General features: G+C 63.8%; 16 protein-coding genes. 12 read left to right on the forward strand and 4 right to left on the reverse strand.

The genetic code is table 11. From position 1 onward, the window contains the following. The first annotated feature begins 49 nt into the window (after nt 1-49). A complete protein-coding gene (locus tag EBS11_RS14640) occupies nt 50-2,485 on the forward strand; it encodes a TonB-dependent receptor (protein WP_290603798.1) in 2,436 nt (811 codons plus the stop codon). Here the strand turns inward: EBS11_RS14640 and EBS11_RS14645 are convergent. Together EBS11_RS14645 and EBS11_RS14650 are read right to left on the reverse strand one after the other, a co-directional pair. After that, a complete protein-coding gene (locus tag EBS11_RS14645) occupies nt 2,482-2,856 on the reverse strand; it encodes a hypothetical protein (RefSeq protein ID WP_290603772.1) in 375 nt (124 codons plus the stop codon). The two genes, EBS11_RS14640 and EBS11_RS14645, sit on opposite strands and share 4 nt — an antisense overlap. 154 nt (nt 2,857-3,010) lie before the next feature. After that, the gene (locus EBS11_RS14650) at nt 3,011-3,415 is read right to left on the reverse strand and encodes a hypothetical protein (RefSeq protein ID WP_290603773.1); all 405 of its coding nucleotides are present in this window, start codon (nt 3,413-3,415) and stop codon (nt 3,011-3,013) included. Between the two features lie 186 nt (nt 3,416-3,601). Here EBS11_RS14650 and EBS11_RS14655 point away from each other — a divergent pair, with 186 nt between their 5' ends. The 3 genes from EBS11_RS14655 to EBS11_RS14665 all read left to right on the forward strand — a co-directional run bounded on the left by EBS11_RS14655 (nt 3,602) and on the right by EBS11_RS14665 (nt 6,845). Next, a complete protein-coding gene (locus EBS11_RS14655) occupies nt 3,602-4,642 on the forward strand; it encodes a type II asparaginase (protein WP_290603800.1) in 1,041 nt (346 codons plus the stop codon). Between the two features lie 120 nt (nt 4,643-4,762). Then, nucleotides 4,763-5,614, forward strand: a complete 852-nt coding sequence (locus EBS11_RS14660) for an MOSC N-terminal beta barrel domain-containing protein (RefSeq protein WP_290603774.1) — start codon at nt 4,763-4,765, stop codon at nt 5,612-5,614. Between the two features lie 34 nt (nt 5,615-5,648). Continuing rightward, nucleotides 5,649-6,845, forward strand: coding sequence for a DUF484 family protein (locus EBS11_RS14665; RefSeq protein ID WP_290603776.1), 1,197 nt, complete (start codon nt 5,649-5,651; stop codon nt 6,843-6,845). Here the strand turns inward: EBS11_RS14665 and EBS11_RS14670 are convergent, their stop codons facing one another. Beyond that, nucleotides 6,846-8,825, reverse strand: a complete 1,980-nt coding sequence (locus EBS11_RS14670) for a monovalent cation:proton antiporter family protein (RefSeq protein WP_290603778.1) — start codon at nt 8,823-8,825, stop codon at nt 6,846-6,848. Nucleotides 8,826-8,933: 108 nt separating this feature from the next. Here EBS11_RS14670 and EBS11_RS14675 point away from each other — a divergent pair, with 108 nt between their 5' ends. From EBS11_RS14675 to EBS11_RS14710, 8 genes are all read left to right on the forward strand, one after another. After that, complete coding sequence (locus EBS11_RS14675; protein WP_290603779.1) at nt 8,934-9,944, forward strand: KpsF/GutQ family sugar-phosphate isomerase; 1,011 nt, start codon at nt 8,934-8,936, stop codon at nt 9,942-9,944. Continuing rightward, entirely contained in the window at nt 9,944-10,477 is a 534-nt protein-coding gene (locus EBS11_RS14680) for an HAD hydrolase family protein (RefSeq protein ID WP_290603781.1), read from the forward strand. Before EBS11_RS14675 ends, EBS11_RS14680 begins: the two co-directional genes overlap by 1 nt. A 44-nt stretch (nt 10,478-10,521) precedes the next feature. Further along, nucleotides 10,522-11,133 (forward strand): LPS export ABC transporter periplasmic protein LptC, encoded by a 612-nt coding sequence (gene lptC, locus EBS11_RS14685; protein WP_290603783.1) that lies wholly within the window; start codon nt 10,522-10,524, stop codon nt 11,131-11,133. A gap of 25 nt (nt 11,134-11,158) precedes the next feature. Then, nucleotides 11,159-11,740, forward strand: coding sequence for a lipopolysaccharide transport periplasmic protein LptA (gene lptA, locus EBS11_RS14690; protein WP_290603785.1), 582 nt, complete (start codon nt 11,159-11,161; stop codon nt 11,738-11,740). Further along, the gene (lptB, locus tag EBS11_RS14695; RefSeq protein WP_131375700.1) at nt 11,740-12,495 is read left to right on the forward strand and encodes an LPS export ABC transporter ATP-binding protein; all 756 of its coding nucleotides are present in this window, start codon (nt 11,740-11,742) and stop codon (nt 12,493-12,495) included. The genes lptA and lptB overlap by 1 nt, the downstream gene beginning before the upstream one ends. Nucleotides 12,496-12,499: 4 nt before the next feature. After that, nucleotides 12,500-13,978 (forward strand): RNA polymerase factor sigma-54, encoded by a 1,479-nt coding sequence (locus EBS11_RS14700; RefSeq protein ID WP_290603788.1) that lies wholly within the window; start codon nt 12,500-12,502, stop codon nt 13,976-13,978. 70 nt (nt 13,979-14,048) lie between these two features. Next, nucleotides 14,049-14,408 carry a ribosome-associated translation inhibitor RaiA gene (gene raiA / locus EBS11_RS14705; RefSeq protein ID WP_152256799.1) on the forward strand — a complete coding sequence of 120 codons (360 nt, stop codon included), beginning with the start codon at nt 14,049-14,051 and terminating at the stop codon, nt 14,406-14,408. A 136-nt stretch (nt 14,409-14,544) separates the two neighbouring features. Then, nucleotides 14,545-15,630, forward strand: a complete 1,086-nt coding sequence (locus EBS11_RS14710) for a 3-hydroxyisobutyryl-CoA hydrolase (protein ID WP_290603791.1) — start codon at nt 14,545-14,547, stop codon at nt 15,628-15,630. Here EBS11_RS14710 and rapZ read toward each other — a convergent pair whose 3' ends face one another. Beyond that, the gene (gene rapZ / locus EBS11_RS14715; RefSeq protein ID WP_290603793.1) at nt 15,631-16,494 is read right to left on the reverse strand and encodes an RNase adapter RapZ; all 864 of its coding nucleotides are present in this window, start codon (nt 16,492-16,494) and stop codon (nt 15,631-15,633) included. Nucleotides 16,495-16,758: the final 264 nt, after the last annotated feature.

Genomic DNA, 16,758 nt, shown 5'->3' on the forward strand with positions numbered 1-16,758 from the left:
TCATCCCATCTGAGAGGACTTCCTTATGCAAAAAATCGTGGCCAAACGCATGGCATCGCGCCAGCTTCCCGGCCTGACCCTGAGCCGCATCGCCACCGCCGTGCAACTGGCGCTCATCACGGGCTTGACCGTGGGAGCGCTGGGCGTGGCTGCCCCGCCGGCCTACGCGCAGGCAGCGCAGGCCCGGCAGGCGTTCAGCGTGCCGGCCGGTTCCTTGGGCATGGCACTCAATACCTTCGCCGCCGAGGCGGGCGTCGAACTGACGGCCGAGGCCAGCCTGCTGCAAGGCAAGAGCAGTGCCGGCCTGTCCGGCAGCTACAGCGTGGCCGAAGGCTTTTATGAATTGCTGCGCGGCCACGGCCTGCAAGCCGTGCGCGAAGGCAATGGCAGCTACACCTTGCGCCGCGAAGCGGTGCACGGCGCGGCAGCGGATGCGGCCGCCACCATGCCCGCCGTGACGGTGTGGGGCAAGGGCAACGCGGTGACGGATGCCTATGTGGGCGGCCAGGTGGCGTCCGGCAGCCGCGTGGGTTTTTTGGGCGACAAGGATTTCATGGAAACGCCCTTCAATACCATCAGCTACACGGATAAATTCATCGAGGACCGTCAGGCGCGCGACATCACCGACGTGATTGCCGCCACCGATCCCACCGTCTTCAGCAGCGGCATGACGGGCATCATCGGCGAGAATTATTCCATCCGCGGCTTCAGCTCGAATATCGGCGACGTCGCGTTTGGCGGGCTGTACGGCATCTCGCCGTACTACCGCACCTCGCCGGAAATGTTCGAGCGCATCGAAGTGCTGAAAGGACCGTCGGCCTTGCTCAACGGCATGCCACCGGGCGGCTCGGTGGGCGGCAGCATCAACCTCGTGCCCAAGCGCGCGGGCGACACGCCGCTGGCCCGCGTGACGGCGTCGTACATGTCCGATGCGCAATGGGGCGGGCATGTGGACCTGGGGCAGCGCTTTGGTGACAAGCAACAATTCGGCATCCGCGTCAACGGCGTCTACCGCGATGGCGACGGCGCCATCGATCACCAGAAAAAGAAGACCCGGCTCGTCTCCGTGGGCCTGGACTGGCGCGGCGACGGCGCGCGCCTGTCCGCCGACCTGTACCACAGCGAAGACCGCGCGGACGGCTTGAACCGGGGCGTCAACCTGGCCGCCGGCTTGCCCGTGCCCCGTCCGCCGAAGCCGGAAACCCTGCTCAATCCCAGCTGGGCCTTCTACGACACCAAGGACAAGGGCGTCATGCTGCGCGGCGAGCTGGATGTGAACGAGCAAGTCATGGCCTACGCCGCCGTGGGCAGCAGTCAGGCCGATTACCAGTCGACGGGCGCGTATGTGATCCAGGTATTCAACACGGCCGGCGACTACCGCACCAATGTTGCCGACCTGGGTTTCGACGTGGAAAAGCAGTCGGCGGAAGCGGGCTTGCGGGGCAAGCTGCGCACGGGCAATATCAGCCACCAATGGGCCGTCAACGCCACCTATTATCACCACACGGACAAGCAGTACGGGCGCCGCAATACCCTGGCGCAGGACTGGATCACGAATATCTACAACCCCGTCTGGGGACCGGCGACCCGCTTCGAAGCGCCGCAAATTTCCAAGGCGGAACTGCGCCTGGCCAGCTATGGCCTCGTCGACACGCTGTCCTTCGCGCAAGACACCGTGCAGCTGACGGTGGGCGTGCGCCGCCAGGAAGTGCTCAGCGACAACTTCAACATCAGGACGGGTGCGCGCACCTCGCGCTACGATGAAAGCGCCACCACGCCAGCCGTTGCCCTGCTGGTCAAGGCCAGCAAGACTGTCTCGCTGTACGGCAACTACATCGAAGGCTTGAGCCAGGGCGCCACGGCGCCGCTGACGGCGGCCAATGCGGGCGAGGTGTTTGCGCCATACAAGTCGAAGCAGGCGGAACTGGGTTTCAAGGTGGACCTGGGCGAATTCGCGCATACGGTCAGCGTGTATGAAATCAAGCGCCCCAGCAGCTATGTCGATCCGGTCAGCAATGTCTTTTCCTTTGGCGGCGAACAGCGCAACCGCGGCGTCGACTGGGGCTTCTTCGGTTCGCCCCTGCGCGACGTGCGCCTGATGGGCGGCGTGGCCTATGTCGATCCCGTCCTGAGCAAGACCATGGGCGGCACCAACCAGGGCAAGCAGGCGACGGGCGTGCCCAAGCTGCAAGCCAAGCTGGGCGTCGAATGGGATACCCCGGCCGTGCCCGGCGTGACCCTGACGGCGAATGCGACGTCGGCATCGAAGCAATACATCAATGCCGACAACTCGCTGTCCGTGCCGGGCCGTACCGTGTTTGACCTGGGCGCCCGCTATGCCACGACGGCGGCGGGCCGGCCGCTGACGGTGCGCGCCAGCGTGACGAACGTGGGCAACAAGGCTTACTGGGCGCTGCCGCAATGGACCAGCCTGGGCCTGGGCGCGCCGCGCACCTTCATGCTGTCGGGAACGATGGATTTTTAATGCGTTTCCACCGCTTCGCTGCGTAGTCCGCTGGCCTTGTCGGCGATGGCCAGCTGGCAGCGGTTGTCGACGACCCTGGCGTCGAAGCGGTAGCGGGCACCGGGACGGAAATCCATGCGGAAGGTGTGGATCGACGTCTCGTTGCCGCCCGTGGCCAGGGTCATATTGCTCAGGCAACGCACCACCAGCCGGTGCGGGCCGGCGTCGAGGGCGATTTCAGGCAATTCTTGCGTCAGCTTGCTTTTGTCGATCAGCAAGATGTCGGCATGACAAATCCCCGGCGTGAGCAAGCCGCAAAAACTCAGCGGCGTTACAAAGCTTTCGATGACGGCGGGCGTGCCGGGACCGTGCGGCCCCGCATAGGGCGGCATGCTGCGGCAGGCTGGCAACAGCGCGGCGAGCAGGACTATGGGTAGGAGTTTGCTGGCAGGCATAGAATCGGTGTGCTGGCGCGCGGCGGGCGCCGCACGGGCCAGGCTTGCCATTATCTATAACTTTTTCTCTGATGCAACCTTTTTGTGGCGGCTAGTCTCCGGTGCCACACGCCTTGGCCTGGCGTTGATAGCGGTCCATCACCTCCTTGTCGCCGGGGGCTGGCGCTTGTCCGTCCCGCCTCGCCAGGGCGATGGCGTTGCGAAAATGCCATTCTGCCGCCTCGTCGCGGCAGGCGGCGCTGGCGGCGCGCCCGGCCAGGTCGTGCAGCCTGGCTTGCCACGCCGCGTCGCCATGGCCCAATTCGACATTCTTGGCCGCGGCCGCGTAGCTGCGCAGGGCTTGCGCCCAGTCGCCCTGGCTGGCCGCCTCGCGCCCGAACTGTTCCTGCTGTGCCGCCATGCGCAATTCCACCTGCGTGGAGCAGGCGCATAGCGCCACCACTACCAGGGCAAGGATGGCGCGGCGCGGCATGGTCGGGGGCGGCAGTGTGGACATGACGCCACTGTAGCGCACGGGCAGGGGCGCACGTTTGCGCCGCCGCGGTGAAATGGGGAATTCCCGGGCATGGATGACATATAATTTGCACACGACTTTGTTATCTTTGACACATCACCGAATAGGAGCACCATGTTTTCACGCAAATTCCATTCTTGTGCACAGTTGATGCTGGCCACCTTGCTGATGGGCTTTATCGCTGCCGCGCCCGCGCGCGCGCAGCAGGCGGCCGTCAAATTGCCGAATGTGGTGATCCTGGCCACGGGCGGCACCATCGCCGGCAGCGGCGCCGACAGCACCACCACCGTGGGCTACACCTCGGCCACCGTGGGCGTGGAGCGCCTGATCGCGGCCGTGCCGGAGCTCAAGAAAGTGGCAAATGTGAAAGGCGAGCAAGTCTTCCAGATCGCCAGCGAAAGCATGGGCAATGAACACTGGCTGACCCTGGCCAAGCGCATCAACGTGCTGCTGGCTTCGCCTGACGTGGACGGTGTGGTCGTCACGCACGGCACGGACACCATCGAAGAGACGGCGTATTTCCTGAACCTGACCGTGAAAAGCCACAAGCCCGTCGTCGTCGTGGGCGCCATGCGCCCGTCGACGGCCATTTCGGCCGACGGTCCCATCAACCTGTACAACGCTGTGATGCTGGCGGGCAGCAAGGAAGCCGTGGGCAAGGGCGTGCTGGTGGCCTTGAACGACCAGATCAACGCCGCGCGCGAAGTCACCAAGACGAATACGTCCACCACGGATACCTTCAAGTCGCCGGAACTGGGCATGCTGGGCTACATCCAGGGCAGCAAGGCGTTTTTCTACCGCCAGTCGACGCGCAAGCACACCCTGGAGTCGGAATTTGACATCAGCAAGCTCGATGCCCTGCCGCAAGTGGACATCGTGTATGGCTACGCCAACATGAACCGCGTCGGCATGGACGCCTTCATCGCCGCCGGTGCCAAGGGCATCATCCACGCCGGCGTGGGCGATGGCAGCGTGGCCGCGCAAATGAAGCCGGCCCTGGTGGAAGCGCGCCAGAAGGGCGTGCTCATCGTGCGTTCGAGCCGCGTCGGCCAGGGCATCGTGGCGCGCAATGGCGAAGCCAATGACGATGAACTCGACAGTGTCGTCTCCGACACCCTGAACCCGCAAAAAGCCCGCATCCTGCTGATGCTGGCCTTGACCAAAACCAACAGCACGCAAGAAATCCAGCGCATTTTCTATACCTATTGATCCCCGTCACGCCGGGCCAGCCACACGGGCTGAGCCTGGCGGATTTACGCTTGCCCGCTTTGCTGCCATACTTCGCTTCTGAATAACTTCCTGGCAGAAGCTGCGATACTGCCTTGGTCCATGGCCATCCTGTCCGACATCATTCTGTACCCCATCAAATCCTGCGCCGGCATCCACTTGCGCGAGGCGGTCCTGACGCGTTCCGGCCTGATGAGCGAGCACGTGTTTGACCGCGAATGGATGGTGGTGGACCCGCAGGGCCGCTTCCTGACCCAGCGCGAACACCCGCGCATGGCGCTGATCGTGCCGTCCATCAAGGCCACCACCCTGGAATTGCGCGCGCCGGGCATGCTGCGCCTGGAAATCGAGCTGGGCTTGCCGCATCCGCAGCTGGCGCCCATGCTGGAGGTGCAGGTGTGGGACGATACCGTGCGCGCCTACGATTGCGACGAGGTCACGGCCACCTGGTTTTCCCAGGCCATCGGCGTGCCGTGCCGCCTGGCGCGCTTTCACCCGGACGTGGTGCGCGCCACCAGCACCAAATGGACGGATGGCGTTGCCGCCTCGACCATGTTTGCCGATGGCTACCCGGTGCTGATCGCCGGCAATGCCTCGCTCGAGGACGTCAATGAGAAGCTGCGCGCCGCCGGCCGCGCGCCGCTGCCGATGAACCGCTTCCGGCCCAACCTGGTCATCGGCGGCATCGGCGCCTTCGAGGAAGACTACGCCGATTTCCTGCAGTTCGGCGCCACCGTCTTAAAACCCGTCAAGCCGTGCTCGCGCTGCCCCATCCCGTCCGTGGACCAGGCCACGGGCGTGCCGGGTCCGGACCCGCTCGACGTCATGCAAGGCTACCGCGCCAAGCCCGAGCTGGACGGCGCCATCTGCTTCGGCATGAATGCCATCGTCACCGAAGGCGACGACGAGCGTATCGTGGTGGGGCAGGAAATCGGTTTCGAACTGGCATTTTAAGCGCGGCGCCCGCACAGAAGGGTTTAAGGTTTCTATGAATCAAGCAATACCGCCAGAGCCGGGCCAGCCGGGGAGCGATGCCGCCGCGCCGGCCCAGCGCCTTGCCAGCCTTGAAGCCGAGAACCAGGCTTTGCGCGCGCGCATGGCCTATTTGCTGGAACAAGTCGAGCGCAACCACGACATCATGTGCCGCCACCAGGCGTTCGACCTGGAAATCGTCGGCGCGTCCACGTTTCCCGAGCTGATCGGCACCATCTTCCGCACCTTGCCCGTCATTTCCGACCTCGATGGCGTCACCCTGAGCCTGCTCGACGAGGACGACGATATCGTGCTCGTGATGGAAAAGCTGGGCGTCGATTTCAGCGCCTTTCCGCAACTGCTGTTCGTGCACGAAGTGGCGCAGCTGGGCTTTGCGCCGCCGCTGCCCGTGGCCGAGGGCGAAGCGGCCTTGCCGCCCTTGCCCTTGCTGGGCCAGTTCGACGCGGCCGTGCATGGCCCCCGTTTTCCGCAAATCGACGCGCCCCTGCGCAGCGTGGCCCTGGTGCCCTTGCTGCGCAACAAGCGCCTGATCGGCAGCCTGAACCTGGCCAGCAGCGACGTGACGCGCTTTACGCCCGTGCTGGGCACGGATTTCATCAAGCACATGGCGTCCATCATCGCCATCTGCCTGGAAAACGTGATCAGCAATGAAATGCTGAAATACATCGGCCTCACCGATTCCCTGACGGGCGTGTATAACCGCCGCTATATCGACCGGCGTCTGCTGGAAGAAATCGCCCGCGCGCGGCGCCAGAACTATTGTATTTCATGCATGTATATCGATATCGACCATTTCAAATCGGTCAATGACACGCATGGCCACCAGGGCGGCGACGAAGTGCTGCGCGAAGTGGCTGCGCGCATCCGCCAGGAATTGCGCCGCTCGGATGCGCTGGGCCGCTTCGGCGGCGAGGAATTCGTCGTGCTGCTGATCGATGCCGACCTCGACAGTGCTACCTTCGTGGCCGAGCGCATCCGCGCCAGCATCGCCGGCACCATGTTCGATTTGCCGGGCAGCGCGCAGACGTGGGTCAGCGTGTCGATCGGCGTGGCCAGCCTGGACGGGGACGCGGCGCTGCTGCCCATCGAGACGGTGGCGCAGCAGCTGGTGGCGCATGCCGACCAGGCCCTGTACCAGGCCAAGGCGGCCGGGCGCAACCAGGTCGTCAGCTGGCAGGCGCAGATAGGGTAGTTACTTCAATAGCAAGGTTTCCGCCTTGGCCACGGCGTCGGCCGTGCCGCGCAGCACCACCACGTCGCCGCTGGCCAGCTGCGTCTCGGGCGTGACCTCCAGGCGGCCGCGGCCGCGGCGGATGGCCGTCACAAAGGCGCCGCAGCCGGCCACATCGATCGTACTCAGGGGCAAGCCCACGCAGTGCGCGTCATCGCCCACGGTCACCGTATGCAGGCGCTCCAGCTCGGCATCGTCGCCCGCGTCGCTGCTGCCATGGAAATAGCCGCGCAGCGAGGCGTAGCGCTCCTCGCGCGCCGCCTGCACGCGGTGCACCACGCGGCGCAGGGGCACGCCCATCATGATCAGCGCATGCGAGGCCAGCATCAGGCTGCCTTCCATCAACTCCGGCACCACTTCGGCCGCGCCCGCCTTCTTCAACTGGTCGAGATCGCTGTCGTCGTGACTGCGCACGATGACGGGCAAGGTGGGCGCCATATCATTGAGCAAATGCAACAGGCGCAGCGCCGACGGCGTGTTCGCATACGTGATCACGACGGCGCTGGCCCGGTAGATGCCGGCCGCCACCAGGCTTTCGCGCCGGCCCGCATCGCCATACGACACGTGCGCGCCGGCCAGCTGCGCTTCCTGCACCCGTTCCGGGTCCAGGTCCAGCGCGTGGTATTCGATCTTTTCCTCCGCCAGCAGTGTGGCCAGGCTTTGCCCGCTGCGGCCGAAGCCGGCGATCAGCACGTGTTTTTGCGATGCCATCGTGCGCGTGGCGATCTTCGTGAGCGCCAGCGACTGCATCATCCAGTCGTTGGCGGCCAGTTTCATGACGATGGCGTCGGACTTGGCGATAAGGAAGGGCGCCACCAGCATCGACAGCACCATCGAGGCCAGCACCACCTGCACGACGAACGGGTCCATCAGCTTGATGCCGCCGGCCAGGTTCAGCAGCACGAAGCCGAACTCGCCCGCCTGCGCCAGTCCCAGCCCCGTGCGCAGGGCCACGCCGTTGCTGGAACCGAACAGCCGGGCCAGGCCCGCGATCAGGGCGAATTTCAGCAGCACGGGGCCGCACAGCAGCAGCAGGACGAGCCACCAGTTGTCGAGCACCACGCGGATATTGAGCAGCATGCCCACGGTGATGAAGAACAGGCCCAGCAGTACGTCGCGGAAGGGCTTGATATCCTCTTCCACCTGGTGCTTGAATTCCGTCTCGGAAATGAGCATGCCGGCAACAAACGCCCCCAGGGCCAGCGACAGCCCGGCGCGCTCCGTGATCCACGCCGCCCCCAGGGTGATCAGGAGCAGGTTGAGCATGAACAATTCCTGCGAGCGGCGCTTGGCGACGATGGTCAGCCAGCCCCGCACCATCTTCTGGCCGAGGAAGAGCAGCAAAATGAGGACGACCAGGGCCTTGCCGCCGGCCCAGGCCAGGGTTTCGGCCAGGTTGTCCGAATCGCGGGTGAGGGCGGGGATGAGGATCAGCAGCGGCACCACGGCCAGGTCCTGGAACAGCAGGATGCCGATGATCTTGCGGCCGTGCTCGCTTTCGAGTTCCAGCCGTTCCGTCAGCATCTTCGAGACGATGGCCGTCGACGACATGGCCAGCGCGCCGCCTAGGGCGAAGGCGGCCTGCCAGCTCAGGTGGATGTAGGCGGACAGGTAGCGCCCGACGAACCAGCCGAAGACGACGGTGGCGACGATGGTGGTGACCACCTGCGCCATGCCGAGCCCGAAGACGATGCGCCGCATGGCGAGAAACTTGGGAAGAGAGAATTCAAGTCCGATGGAAAACATCAGGAAGACGACGCCGAACTCGGCCAGGGTGTGGCTCGCCTCGTTTTCCGCCGCCAGGCCCAGCGCGTGGGGGCCGATGACGATACCGACGGCCAGGTAGCCCAGCATGGGCGGCAAGTGCAACATTCTGAAAGCGACCACGCCCAGCACGGCGCTGCCGAGTAACATCAGGGTCAGTTCAAGCGAGGAAAACATGGGTTGCCCGGTGCGGTCAGTGGAAATCGTTGTTTGTTGTGACTGGCAAGTTTTTTGCTTTCCTAATTCGTTTATACTTTGGGCATGAGTGTAACCCATGAAAAAACAATGCTGAAAGCTTTTGATCGAATTGACATGCAAGTGACCACCGAGCGCGCCGTCGCGCTGGCCCGCACCACCTTGCAGATCGAGTCCGACGCCATCAATGCGCTGCACGCGCGCCTGGCCACGGACGACAGTGTCGGCCGCGCCGTGGCGCTGTTGCTGCAATGCAAGGGACGTGTCGTCGTCTCCGGCATCGGCAAGTCCGGCCATATCGCGCGCAAGATTGCCGCCACCCTCGCGTCCACCGGTACGCCGGCCCTGTTCGTGCATCCGGCCGAAGCGGCCCATGGCGACCTGGGCATGGTGACGTCGGACGATGCCTTTATTGCCATTTCGTACTCCGGCGAATCGTCGGAACTGATGGCCATCATGCCCGTCGTCAAGCGCATGGGCGGCGTGCTGATCGCCATGACGGGCAAGCCGGGTTCGAGCCTGGCGCAGCTGGCCGACGTACACCTGGATATTTCTGTTGAGAAAGAAGCCTGTCCGCTGAACCTGGCGCCGACGGCCAGCACCACCGTGACCCTGGCCCTGGGCGACGCCATCGCCGTGGCCTTGCTCGACTTGCGCGGCTTCAAGGAAGAAGATTTTGCCCGCTCGCACCCGGGCGGCGCCCTGGGCCGCCGCCTGCTGACCCACGTGCATGACGTCATGCGCAGCGGCGAGCAGGTGCCGAAGGTGCCGGTGGATGCGTCCTTGCTGCAGGCGCTGGAAGAAATGACGAAGAAGGGCATGGGCATGACGGCCATCGTCGATGCGGACAACCGTCCCGTGGGCGTGTTTACCGATGGCGACCTGCGCCGCATGTTCGAGCGCGTGCAGGATTTCACGAAAGTGGCCATCCGCGACGTCATGCATGCGCAGCCGCGCAGCATCGCGCCCGAGCGCCTGGCCGTCGATGCCGTGGCCGTGATGGAGCAGTTCCGCATCAACCAGATGCTGGTGGTCGATGCCGACGGCAAGCTGGTCGGCGCCCTGCATATCCATGATCTGACGCAAGCGAAGGTGATCTGATGGACAGCGTAGCGGACAACCTGGCCCGCGCGGCCAAGGTCAGACTGATGATCTTTGACGTCGACGGCGTGCTCACCGACGGCAGCCTGCATTTCGGCCCGGACGGCGAAATGATGAAAACGTTTAATGTGTATGATGGCCTGGGTATCAAGCTGCTGCAGGAATCGGGCGTGCAGACGGCCATCATCAGCGCGCGCCGCTCGCCCATCACGGCGCGCCGGGCGCAAGACCTGGGTATTACCCATGTGCATCAAGGTGGCCATGACAAGCTGACGCCGTTCCGTGAACTGCTGGCGCTGACGGGCTTGACGGAAGAACAATGCGGCTATATCGGCGACGATGTCATCGATGCGCCCATCCTGCGCCGCGTGGGCTTTGCCGTCAGCGTGCCGGGCGGCCGCGCGGAAGTGCAGGGCCTGGCGCACCATGTGACGCAGGCCGGCGGCGGCCGTGGCGCCGTGCGCGAGATCTGTGAATTCCTGCTGCGCGCCCAGGACAACTATGCGCGCGTCATGGCGCCGTTCCTGGAGTGAGGCCCGCGCCTTGCCGCCAGGGCCATTGGAGAGAGTGAAGCATTATGCAAAAGCCAGGAGGCGCCCATCGCTGGCGCATCATCTTTACCGTGCTGGGCGCGGTGGTCGTCGCGCTGGGCAGCTTTTGGCTGCTCGAGGTGATGAACAAGAATGCCCAGGATATCAATGCCAGCAAGCACCTCGACGAACCTGATTATTTCATCACCAATTTCAGCCTGGTGCGCATGGATTTGACGGGCAAGCCCAGCTATATCGTGTCGGGTACCAAGCTCACGCACTATCCGCATGACGATTCCTCCGATATCGACCAGCCCTTCGTGCGCAAGCTCACGCCCGGCATGCCGCCGATGAACATGAACGCGGAACTGGCGCATATCGACCAGAATAATACCCGGCTGCAACTGCACCGCCACGTCGTCGTCGACCGCGTGGCCAGCCCGAAGGCGCAGAACCTGACCCTGAAGACGGAAGCGCTGACGGTGTACCCGGATGAAGAACGGATGGAAACGGACGTGCCTGTCGATATCCTGACGGGTTCCTCGCGCATCAACGGCGTGGGCATGAAGGCGAACAACGCGACCGGCGTGGTGGAAGTGCAGAATGCCTTGCGCATCGTGCTGCCGCCGAAACCACGGCCAGGTGCCGCGGCCAAATGACAGAATGAAACTAGGAAACCATAATATGAAAAACATCTTGCTGCTGACCCTGTTTTCGCTGGCCGTGATGGGCACGGCGCATGCCGAAAAGGCCGATTCCGAGAAGGAAGCCGTCATCACGGCCCAGCGCGGCCAGGTCGATGACGTCAAGCAGACGCGCACCCTGACGGGCGACGTCGTGCTGGTGAAGGGCACCCTGACCATGAAGGCGGGCCGGGCCCTGATCACGGAAGACCCGCAGGGCTACCAGTTCATCACCTTCTGGGCCGATCCCGGCAAGCTGGCCACCTTCCGCCAGAAGCGCGACGGCGCGGGCGACCTGTGGGTGGAGGGCGAGGCGGAGCGCGTGGAGTACGACAACAAGACGGAAGTGGTGAAACTGTTTTCCAAGGCCAAGCTGACGCGCCTGGAAGGCACGAAGCCGACGGACGTGGCCAATGGCGCCTTCATCTCGTATGACAGCCGCAAGGAAGTGTTTACGATGGAAAATTCCGACAGCGGCACCAGCACCCCCGGTGCCGGCAGCGTGCGCATGGTGATCCAGCCGAAGACCAAGGCCCCAGCGGCGGAAAAAGCGCCTGCGGCGCCAGCGCCAGGAAAGAAATAATGGAAAATACACGTTGCGGCAGCACCCTGATCGTTCGCGGGCTGCAGAAAACCTATGGCAAGCGGCAAGTCGTGCACGATGTGTCGCTGCAAGTCGAATGCGGCGAAGTGGTGGGCCTGCTGGGGCCTAACGGCGCCGGCAAGACCACCTCGTTCTACATGATCGTCGGCCTGGTGCCGTCCGACGGCGGCACCATCGACATCAGCGGCGTGGACATCTCCAGCCTGCCGATCCACCGCCGCGCGCAGATGGGCCTGTCCTACCTGCCGCAGGAAGCGTCCGTGTTCCGCAAGCTGACGGTGGAAGACAATATCCGTGCCGTGCTGGAAATCCAGACCGTCGAAGGCCGTCCCCTGAAGAAGGCCGAGATCGAGGAGCGCCTGGACAAACTGCTGGCCGACCTGCAGATCGAGAAGCTGCGCGAGAATCAGGCCCTGTCCCTGTCCGGCGGCGAGCGCCGCCGCGTGGAGATCGCCCGCGCCCTGGCCACCGACCCGCGCTTCGTGCTGCTCGACGAACCGTTCGCGGGCGTCGACCCGATCGCCGTGATCGAGATCCAGCGCATCGTGCGTTTCTTGAAGGAGCGCAATATCGGCGTGCTGATCACCGACCATAATGTACGCGAGACGCTGGGTATCTGCGACCGTGCCTACATCATCAACCAGGGCTCGGTGCTGGCGTCGGGACGCCCCGACGACATCATCGCGAACGAGTCGGTACGCCGGGTCTATCTGGGCGAACACTTCCGCATGTGAGCCAATGAAACAATCATTGCAGCTGCGCACGTCGCAGCACCTGGCACTGACGCCGCAGTTGCAGCAATCGATACGCCTGTTGCAATTGTCTACCCTGGAATTGCACCAGGAACTTGAGCAACTGCTGACGGACAACCCCCTGCTCGAGCGCCTCGACGATCCGCTCGACCGTTCGCTGCGCCTGCTGTCCGATGGCGCCCTGAGTTCCACGGCTGCGCCGGCCGAGGCGCCGCCCCAGCCGCCAGGCCAGGACGCGCCCGCCGCGCCGGCGGAAGGCGACACGTTTGACGGCGAGGGCAGCGACGCCCCGGCCGCCATGGACGGCGCCGACAGCGACTGGAGCGAAGCGAGCCGCGGCAAGGCGCCCGACGATGAAGATTCCCGTCCGCAATTGGAGGCCCACCACTGCACCCTGCGCGAGCACCTGATGGAGCAGATGCGCGTGACGGTGCTGGAATTGCGCGACCGCGCGCTCGTCGAGCTGATCATCGATGCCCTCGACGACAATGGCTACCTGGAAGAGTCGCTCGACGACATCCTGGCGCGCCTGCCGGAAGAGCTGGAAATCGACGCCGACGAGTTGCGCACGGCATTGGCCCTGCTGCAAAGTTTCGATCCGCCGGGCGTGGGCGCGCGCAACGCCGCCGAATGCCTGGCCCTGCAGATCAAGCGCTTGCCGCACGTCGCCCTGGTGACGCGCCGCATGGCCCTCGTCATCGTGGAAAAACACCTGGCCTGGTTTGCCCAGCGCGATTTCAACAAGCTGAAAAAAGCCCTCGACTGCGACGACGAAGACTTGCGCGAGGCGCAGACGGTGATCCGTCTGTGCAACCCGCACCCGGGCGCCGTGTTTGCCTCGGACGTGTCCGATTACGTCGTGCCCGACGTCGTCGTCAAGCGCGCGCGCAATGGCTGGCAAGTGACCCTGAACAACGATGTCATGCCGCGCCTGCGCGTGAACGCCATGTATGCCAATTTGTTGAAGCAGGGCAAGGGCGAAGGCGCCATGGGCGCACAGCTGCAGGAAGCCAAGTGGCTCATCAAGAACATGCGCCAGCGCTTCGACACCATCCTGCGCGTGGCCCAGGCGATAGTAGAAAGACAAAAGAACTTTTTCTCGCATGGGGCCGTTGCCATGCGCCCCCTTGTGCTCCGTGAAATAGCTGATACACTGGGTTTACACGAGAGTACTATCTCGCGGGTAACAACTCAAAAGTACATGCTGACCCCGCACGGCATGTTCGAGTTGAAATATTTCTTTGGTAGCCACGTCGCCACCGAAGCGGGGGGCGAAGCGTCATCGACGGCGATACGGGCATTGATCGTGCAACTGACAGGAGCAGAAGACCCTAAAAATCCTTTATCCGACAGTAAGATTGCGGACATGCTGGGGGAACAAGGCATGGTGATTGCGCGACGTACTGTTGCCAAATACCGGGAAGCATTGAAAATTCCGCCAGTGAGCCTGCGTAAGTGTTTGTAAGTTTTTTTCGGTTCCTCTGCGGGCCGGATACGATGGACCGCACGAACCCGAATCATCTTTAGGAGTGTGTATGAATCTCACCATCAGCGGACATCATCTTGAAGTGACACCAGCCATCCGTGAATACGTACAAACGAAACTGGAGCGCGTGAAACGTCATTTCGATCAAGTCATCGATATCGCCGTGATTCTGACCGTGGACAACCTCAAAGAGAAAGAAAAACGTCAAAAGGCCGAAGTCAACCTGCGTCTGAGCGGCAAGACCGTGTACGTGGAAAGCCTGGCGCAAGACCTGTATGCCGCCATCGATACCCTGATCGACAAGCTGGACCGGCAAGTGATGAAGTACAAGACCAAAGTGCAAGGGCACGGTAAAGAGGCGATCAAGCATCTGCCAGACAGCTCGGAAGAAGAATTCGCCGCCGCTTAAGCGGGCCGCGACTTTCAACCGGTTGTGATCAACTAAGGGCGCACATTGCGCCCTTTTTTGCGCCTGGACCTGTTGTACGCATGGTTCGCCCCGCAGGCGCTAGAATGCTCCCACACTCACTTCTTTCCATTCTGCCATGAGCGACTTCGTCCAGACCTCCATCCGCAACCGCACGGGCCACATCGTGCTCGACCGTCCGAAAGCCTTGAATTCCCTGTCGCTGGAGATGGTGCGCACCCTCAGCGCCACCTTGCTGGCCTGGCGCGACGATCCGCAGGTGGAAGCCGTGGTGATCCGTTCGAGCAGTGAAAAGGCCCTGTGCGCCGGGGGCGACATCCGTTTCTTTTACGATGCGGGCCTGGCCACGCCGCAAGGGGGCAGCGCGCTGCTGGAAGATTTCTTTACGGAAGAATATGCCCTTAACCACCTCATTCATTTCTATCCGAAACCTTATATTGCCGTGATGGATGGCGTGGTGATGGGGGGCGGCATGGGCGTGGCGCAGGCGGGCCCCGGCAACCAGTTGCGCGTCGTCACGGACCGCACGCGCATGGCCATGCCGGAAGTCAACATTGGCCTGTTCCCCGACGTGGGCGGCAGTTATTTCCTGTCCCGCCTGGCGGGGCGGCTGGGACTGTACCTGGGCTTGACGGGGCTGACCATCGGCGCGGCCGATGCCCTGTACACGGGCCTGGCCGACGTGTACCTGCCCGAGGCGCAGATGGGGGCATTGCTGGCCCTGTTCGAGTCGACGCCGGGAGAGGCCTTGCCGGTCGCCATCAAGGCGCTGGCGGCGCCATTCCAGGCCGAGGCGGGCGCTGCTCCCCTGGCCGCGGCGCGCGCGGCGCTGGACCGCCACTTCGGCGCCGCTTCGGTGGCGGCCATCATGGCCTCGCTGGCGCAGGACGACGGCGCGTTTGCCGCCAAGGCGCTGGCGGCCATGCGCCTGCGCTCGCCGCTGATGATGTCGGTGACCCTGGAATTGCTGCAACGGGGCGCGCACCTGGGCGTGGCCGATTGCCTGCGCATGGAACGCACGGTGGTGCGCCATAATTTCATGCATGGCGAAGTGCTCGAGGGCGTGCGCGCGCTGGTGGTCGACAAGGACAACGCGCCGCGCTGGCGGCCGGCCAGCCTGGATGAAGTCGATGCGGCCATGGTGGCGGCCTTCTTTGCGCCCGTCTGGCCGGCGCAGGCGCATCCGCTGCGCCACCTTGATTAACTAGCTGCGTTCGCGGTGGCGCAGGACGACGCGCTCGTTGGGGCCGAAGTACTGCGCCAGGCGTTCCGCCATGTACACGGAGCGGTGCTGGCCGCCCGTGCAGCCCAGGGCCACGGTCAGGTAGCTGCGGTTGTCGGACTTGAATGACGGCAACCATTTTTCGATGAAGGCGCGTATGTCGGCCAGCAGCTCCAGCGCGCTGGGCTGCGCGTCGAGGAAGGCGATCACGGGAGCGTCGCGCCCATCCAGCGGGCGCAGGGCCACGTCGTAATACGGGTTGGGCAGCGCGCGCACGTCGAAGACGAAATCCGCGTCCAGAGGCACGCCCAGCTTGAAGGCGAACGATTCGAAGAACAGGGTCAGCGGCGCGCGTTCGGACGCCACCATTTCCTTGATCCAGGCGCGCAGCTTGTTGGCGCTCAGTTCCGACGTGTCGATCACATGGCCCAGCTGCTCGATGGTCGACAGGCGTTCGCGCTCTTCCGAAATGCATTCGATCAAGGTGCGGCGGCTGGCGGGATTCTGGTTCGGGCGCAGTTCGTGCGACAGGGGATGGCTGCGCCGCGTTTCCGAGAAGCGCGCGACCAGCGAATGCGTGGTGGCCGTGAGGAACATGACCTTGACATCGTGTCCCTGGTCGCGCAGCAGCGCCACATTGTGGGGCAGGCTGACGAGCGACTCGGCGCTGCGCGCATCGACGGCCACGGCCAGTTTCGGCGTACCCTCATCGAGGAGGGTTTGCACCAGGCTCGGCAACAATGCGGGCGGCAGGTTGTCGACACAATAATAACCGGTATCTTCCAGCACATTGAGCGCGACGGATTTGCCGGAGCCGGAGATTCCGGTGATAAGGACGATATGCATAGGCCGATCATACAATAAAGAGCGGCCCCGTGCTCCCGCGGCAATTATCTTTACAAATTATTGCAATTCGTACCTTAGTCTTGGTTAAGCGAAACCGTCGCGGCAGCAGGGAGGGCGCACAGCGCAGCTCTGCGCCACGGTTTGCCCATGCAAGGGCGAACTCCTTGCAACGCTAGTCGCCACTCATTGCCAAACGTTGGTGAAGCAGGGAATTCACGCAGCACAGCTGCGTGCCTGCGCAACGGTTCGCCCTTGCAAGGGCGA

Source organism: Janthinobacterium sp. (assembly GCF_009923995.1).
In the GTDB taxonomy this organism is placed as follows: Bacteria; Pseudomonadota; Gammaproteobacteria; order Burkholderiales; family Burkholderiaceae_D; genus Janthinobacterium.

Coding starts and splice junctions, on each gene's coding strand:
- EBS11_RS14670 (WP_290603778.1), bottom strand. CDS start 8,825: ATGTTTTCCTCGCTTGAACTGACCCTGATGTTACTCGGCAGCGCCGTG.
- raiA (WP_152256799.1), top strand. CDS start 14,049: ATGAATCTCACCATCAGCGGACATCATCTTGAAGTGACACCAGCCATC.
- EBS11_RS14700 (WP_290603788.1), top strand. CDS start 12,500: ATGAAACAATCATTGCAGCTGCGCACGTCGCAGCACCTGGCACTGACG.
- EBS11_RS14680 (WP_290603781.1), top strand. CDS start 9,944: ATGGACAGCGTAGCGGACAACCTGGCCCGCGCGGCCAAGGTCAGACTG.
- EBS11_RS14710 (WP_290603791.1), top strand. CDS start 14,545: ATGAGCGACTTCGTCCAGACCTCCATCCGCAACCGCACGGGCCACATC.
- lptC (WP_290603783.1), top strand. CDS start 10,522: ATGCAAAAGCCAGGAGGCGCCCATCGCTGGCGCATCATCTTTACCGTG.
- EBS11_RS14640 (WP_290603798.1), top strand. CDS start 50: ATGGCATCGCGCCAGCTTCCCGGCCTGACCCTGAGCCGCATCGCCACC.
- EBS11_RS14660 (WP_290603774.1), top strand. CDS start 4,763: ATGGCCATCCTGTCCGACATCATTCTGTACCCCATCAAATCCTGCGCC.
- EBS11_RS14650 (WP_290603773.1), bottom strand. CDS start 3,415: ATGTCCACACTGCCGCCCCCGACCATGCCGCGCCGCGCCATCCTTGCC.
- EBS11_RS14665 (WP_290603776.1), top strand. CDS start 5,649: ATGAATCAAGCAATACCGCCAGAGCCGGGCCAGCCGGGGAGCGATGCC.
- EBS11_RS14655 (WP_290603800.1), top strand. CDS start 3,602: ATGGGCTTTATCGCTGCCGCGCCCGCGCGCGCGCAGCAGGCGGCCGTC.
- rapZ (WP_290603793.1), bottom strand. CDS start 16,494: ATGCATATCGTCCTTATCACCGGAATCTCCGGCTCCGGCAAATCCGTC.
- lptB (WP_131375700.1), top strand. CDS start 11,740: ATGGAAAATACACGTTGCGGCAGCACCCTGATCGTTCGCGGGCTGCAG.
- EBS11_RS14645 (WP_290603772.1), bottom strand. CDS start 2,856: ATGCCGCCCTATGCGGGGCCGCACGGTCCCGGCACGCCCGCCGTCATC.
- EBS11_RS14675 (WP_290603779.1), top strand. CDS start 8,934: ATGCTGAAAGCTTTTGATCGAATTGACATGCAAGTGACCACCGAGCGC.
- lptA (WP_290603785.1), top strand. CDS start 11,159: ATGAAAAACATCTTGCTGCTGACCCTGTTTTCGCTGGCCGTGATGGGC.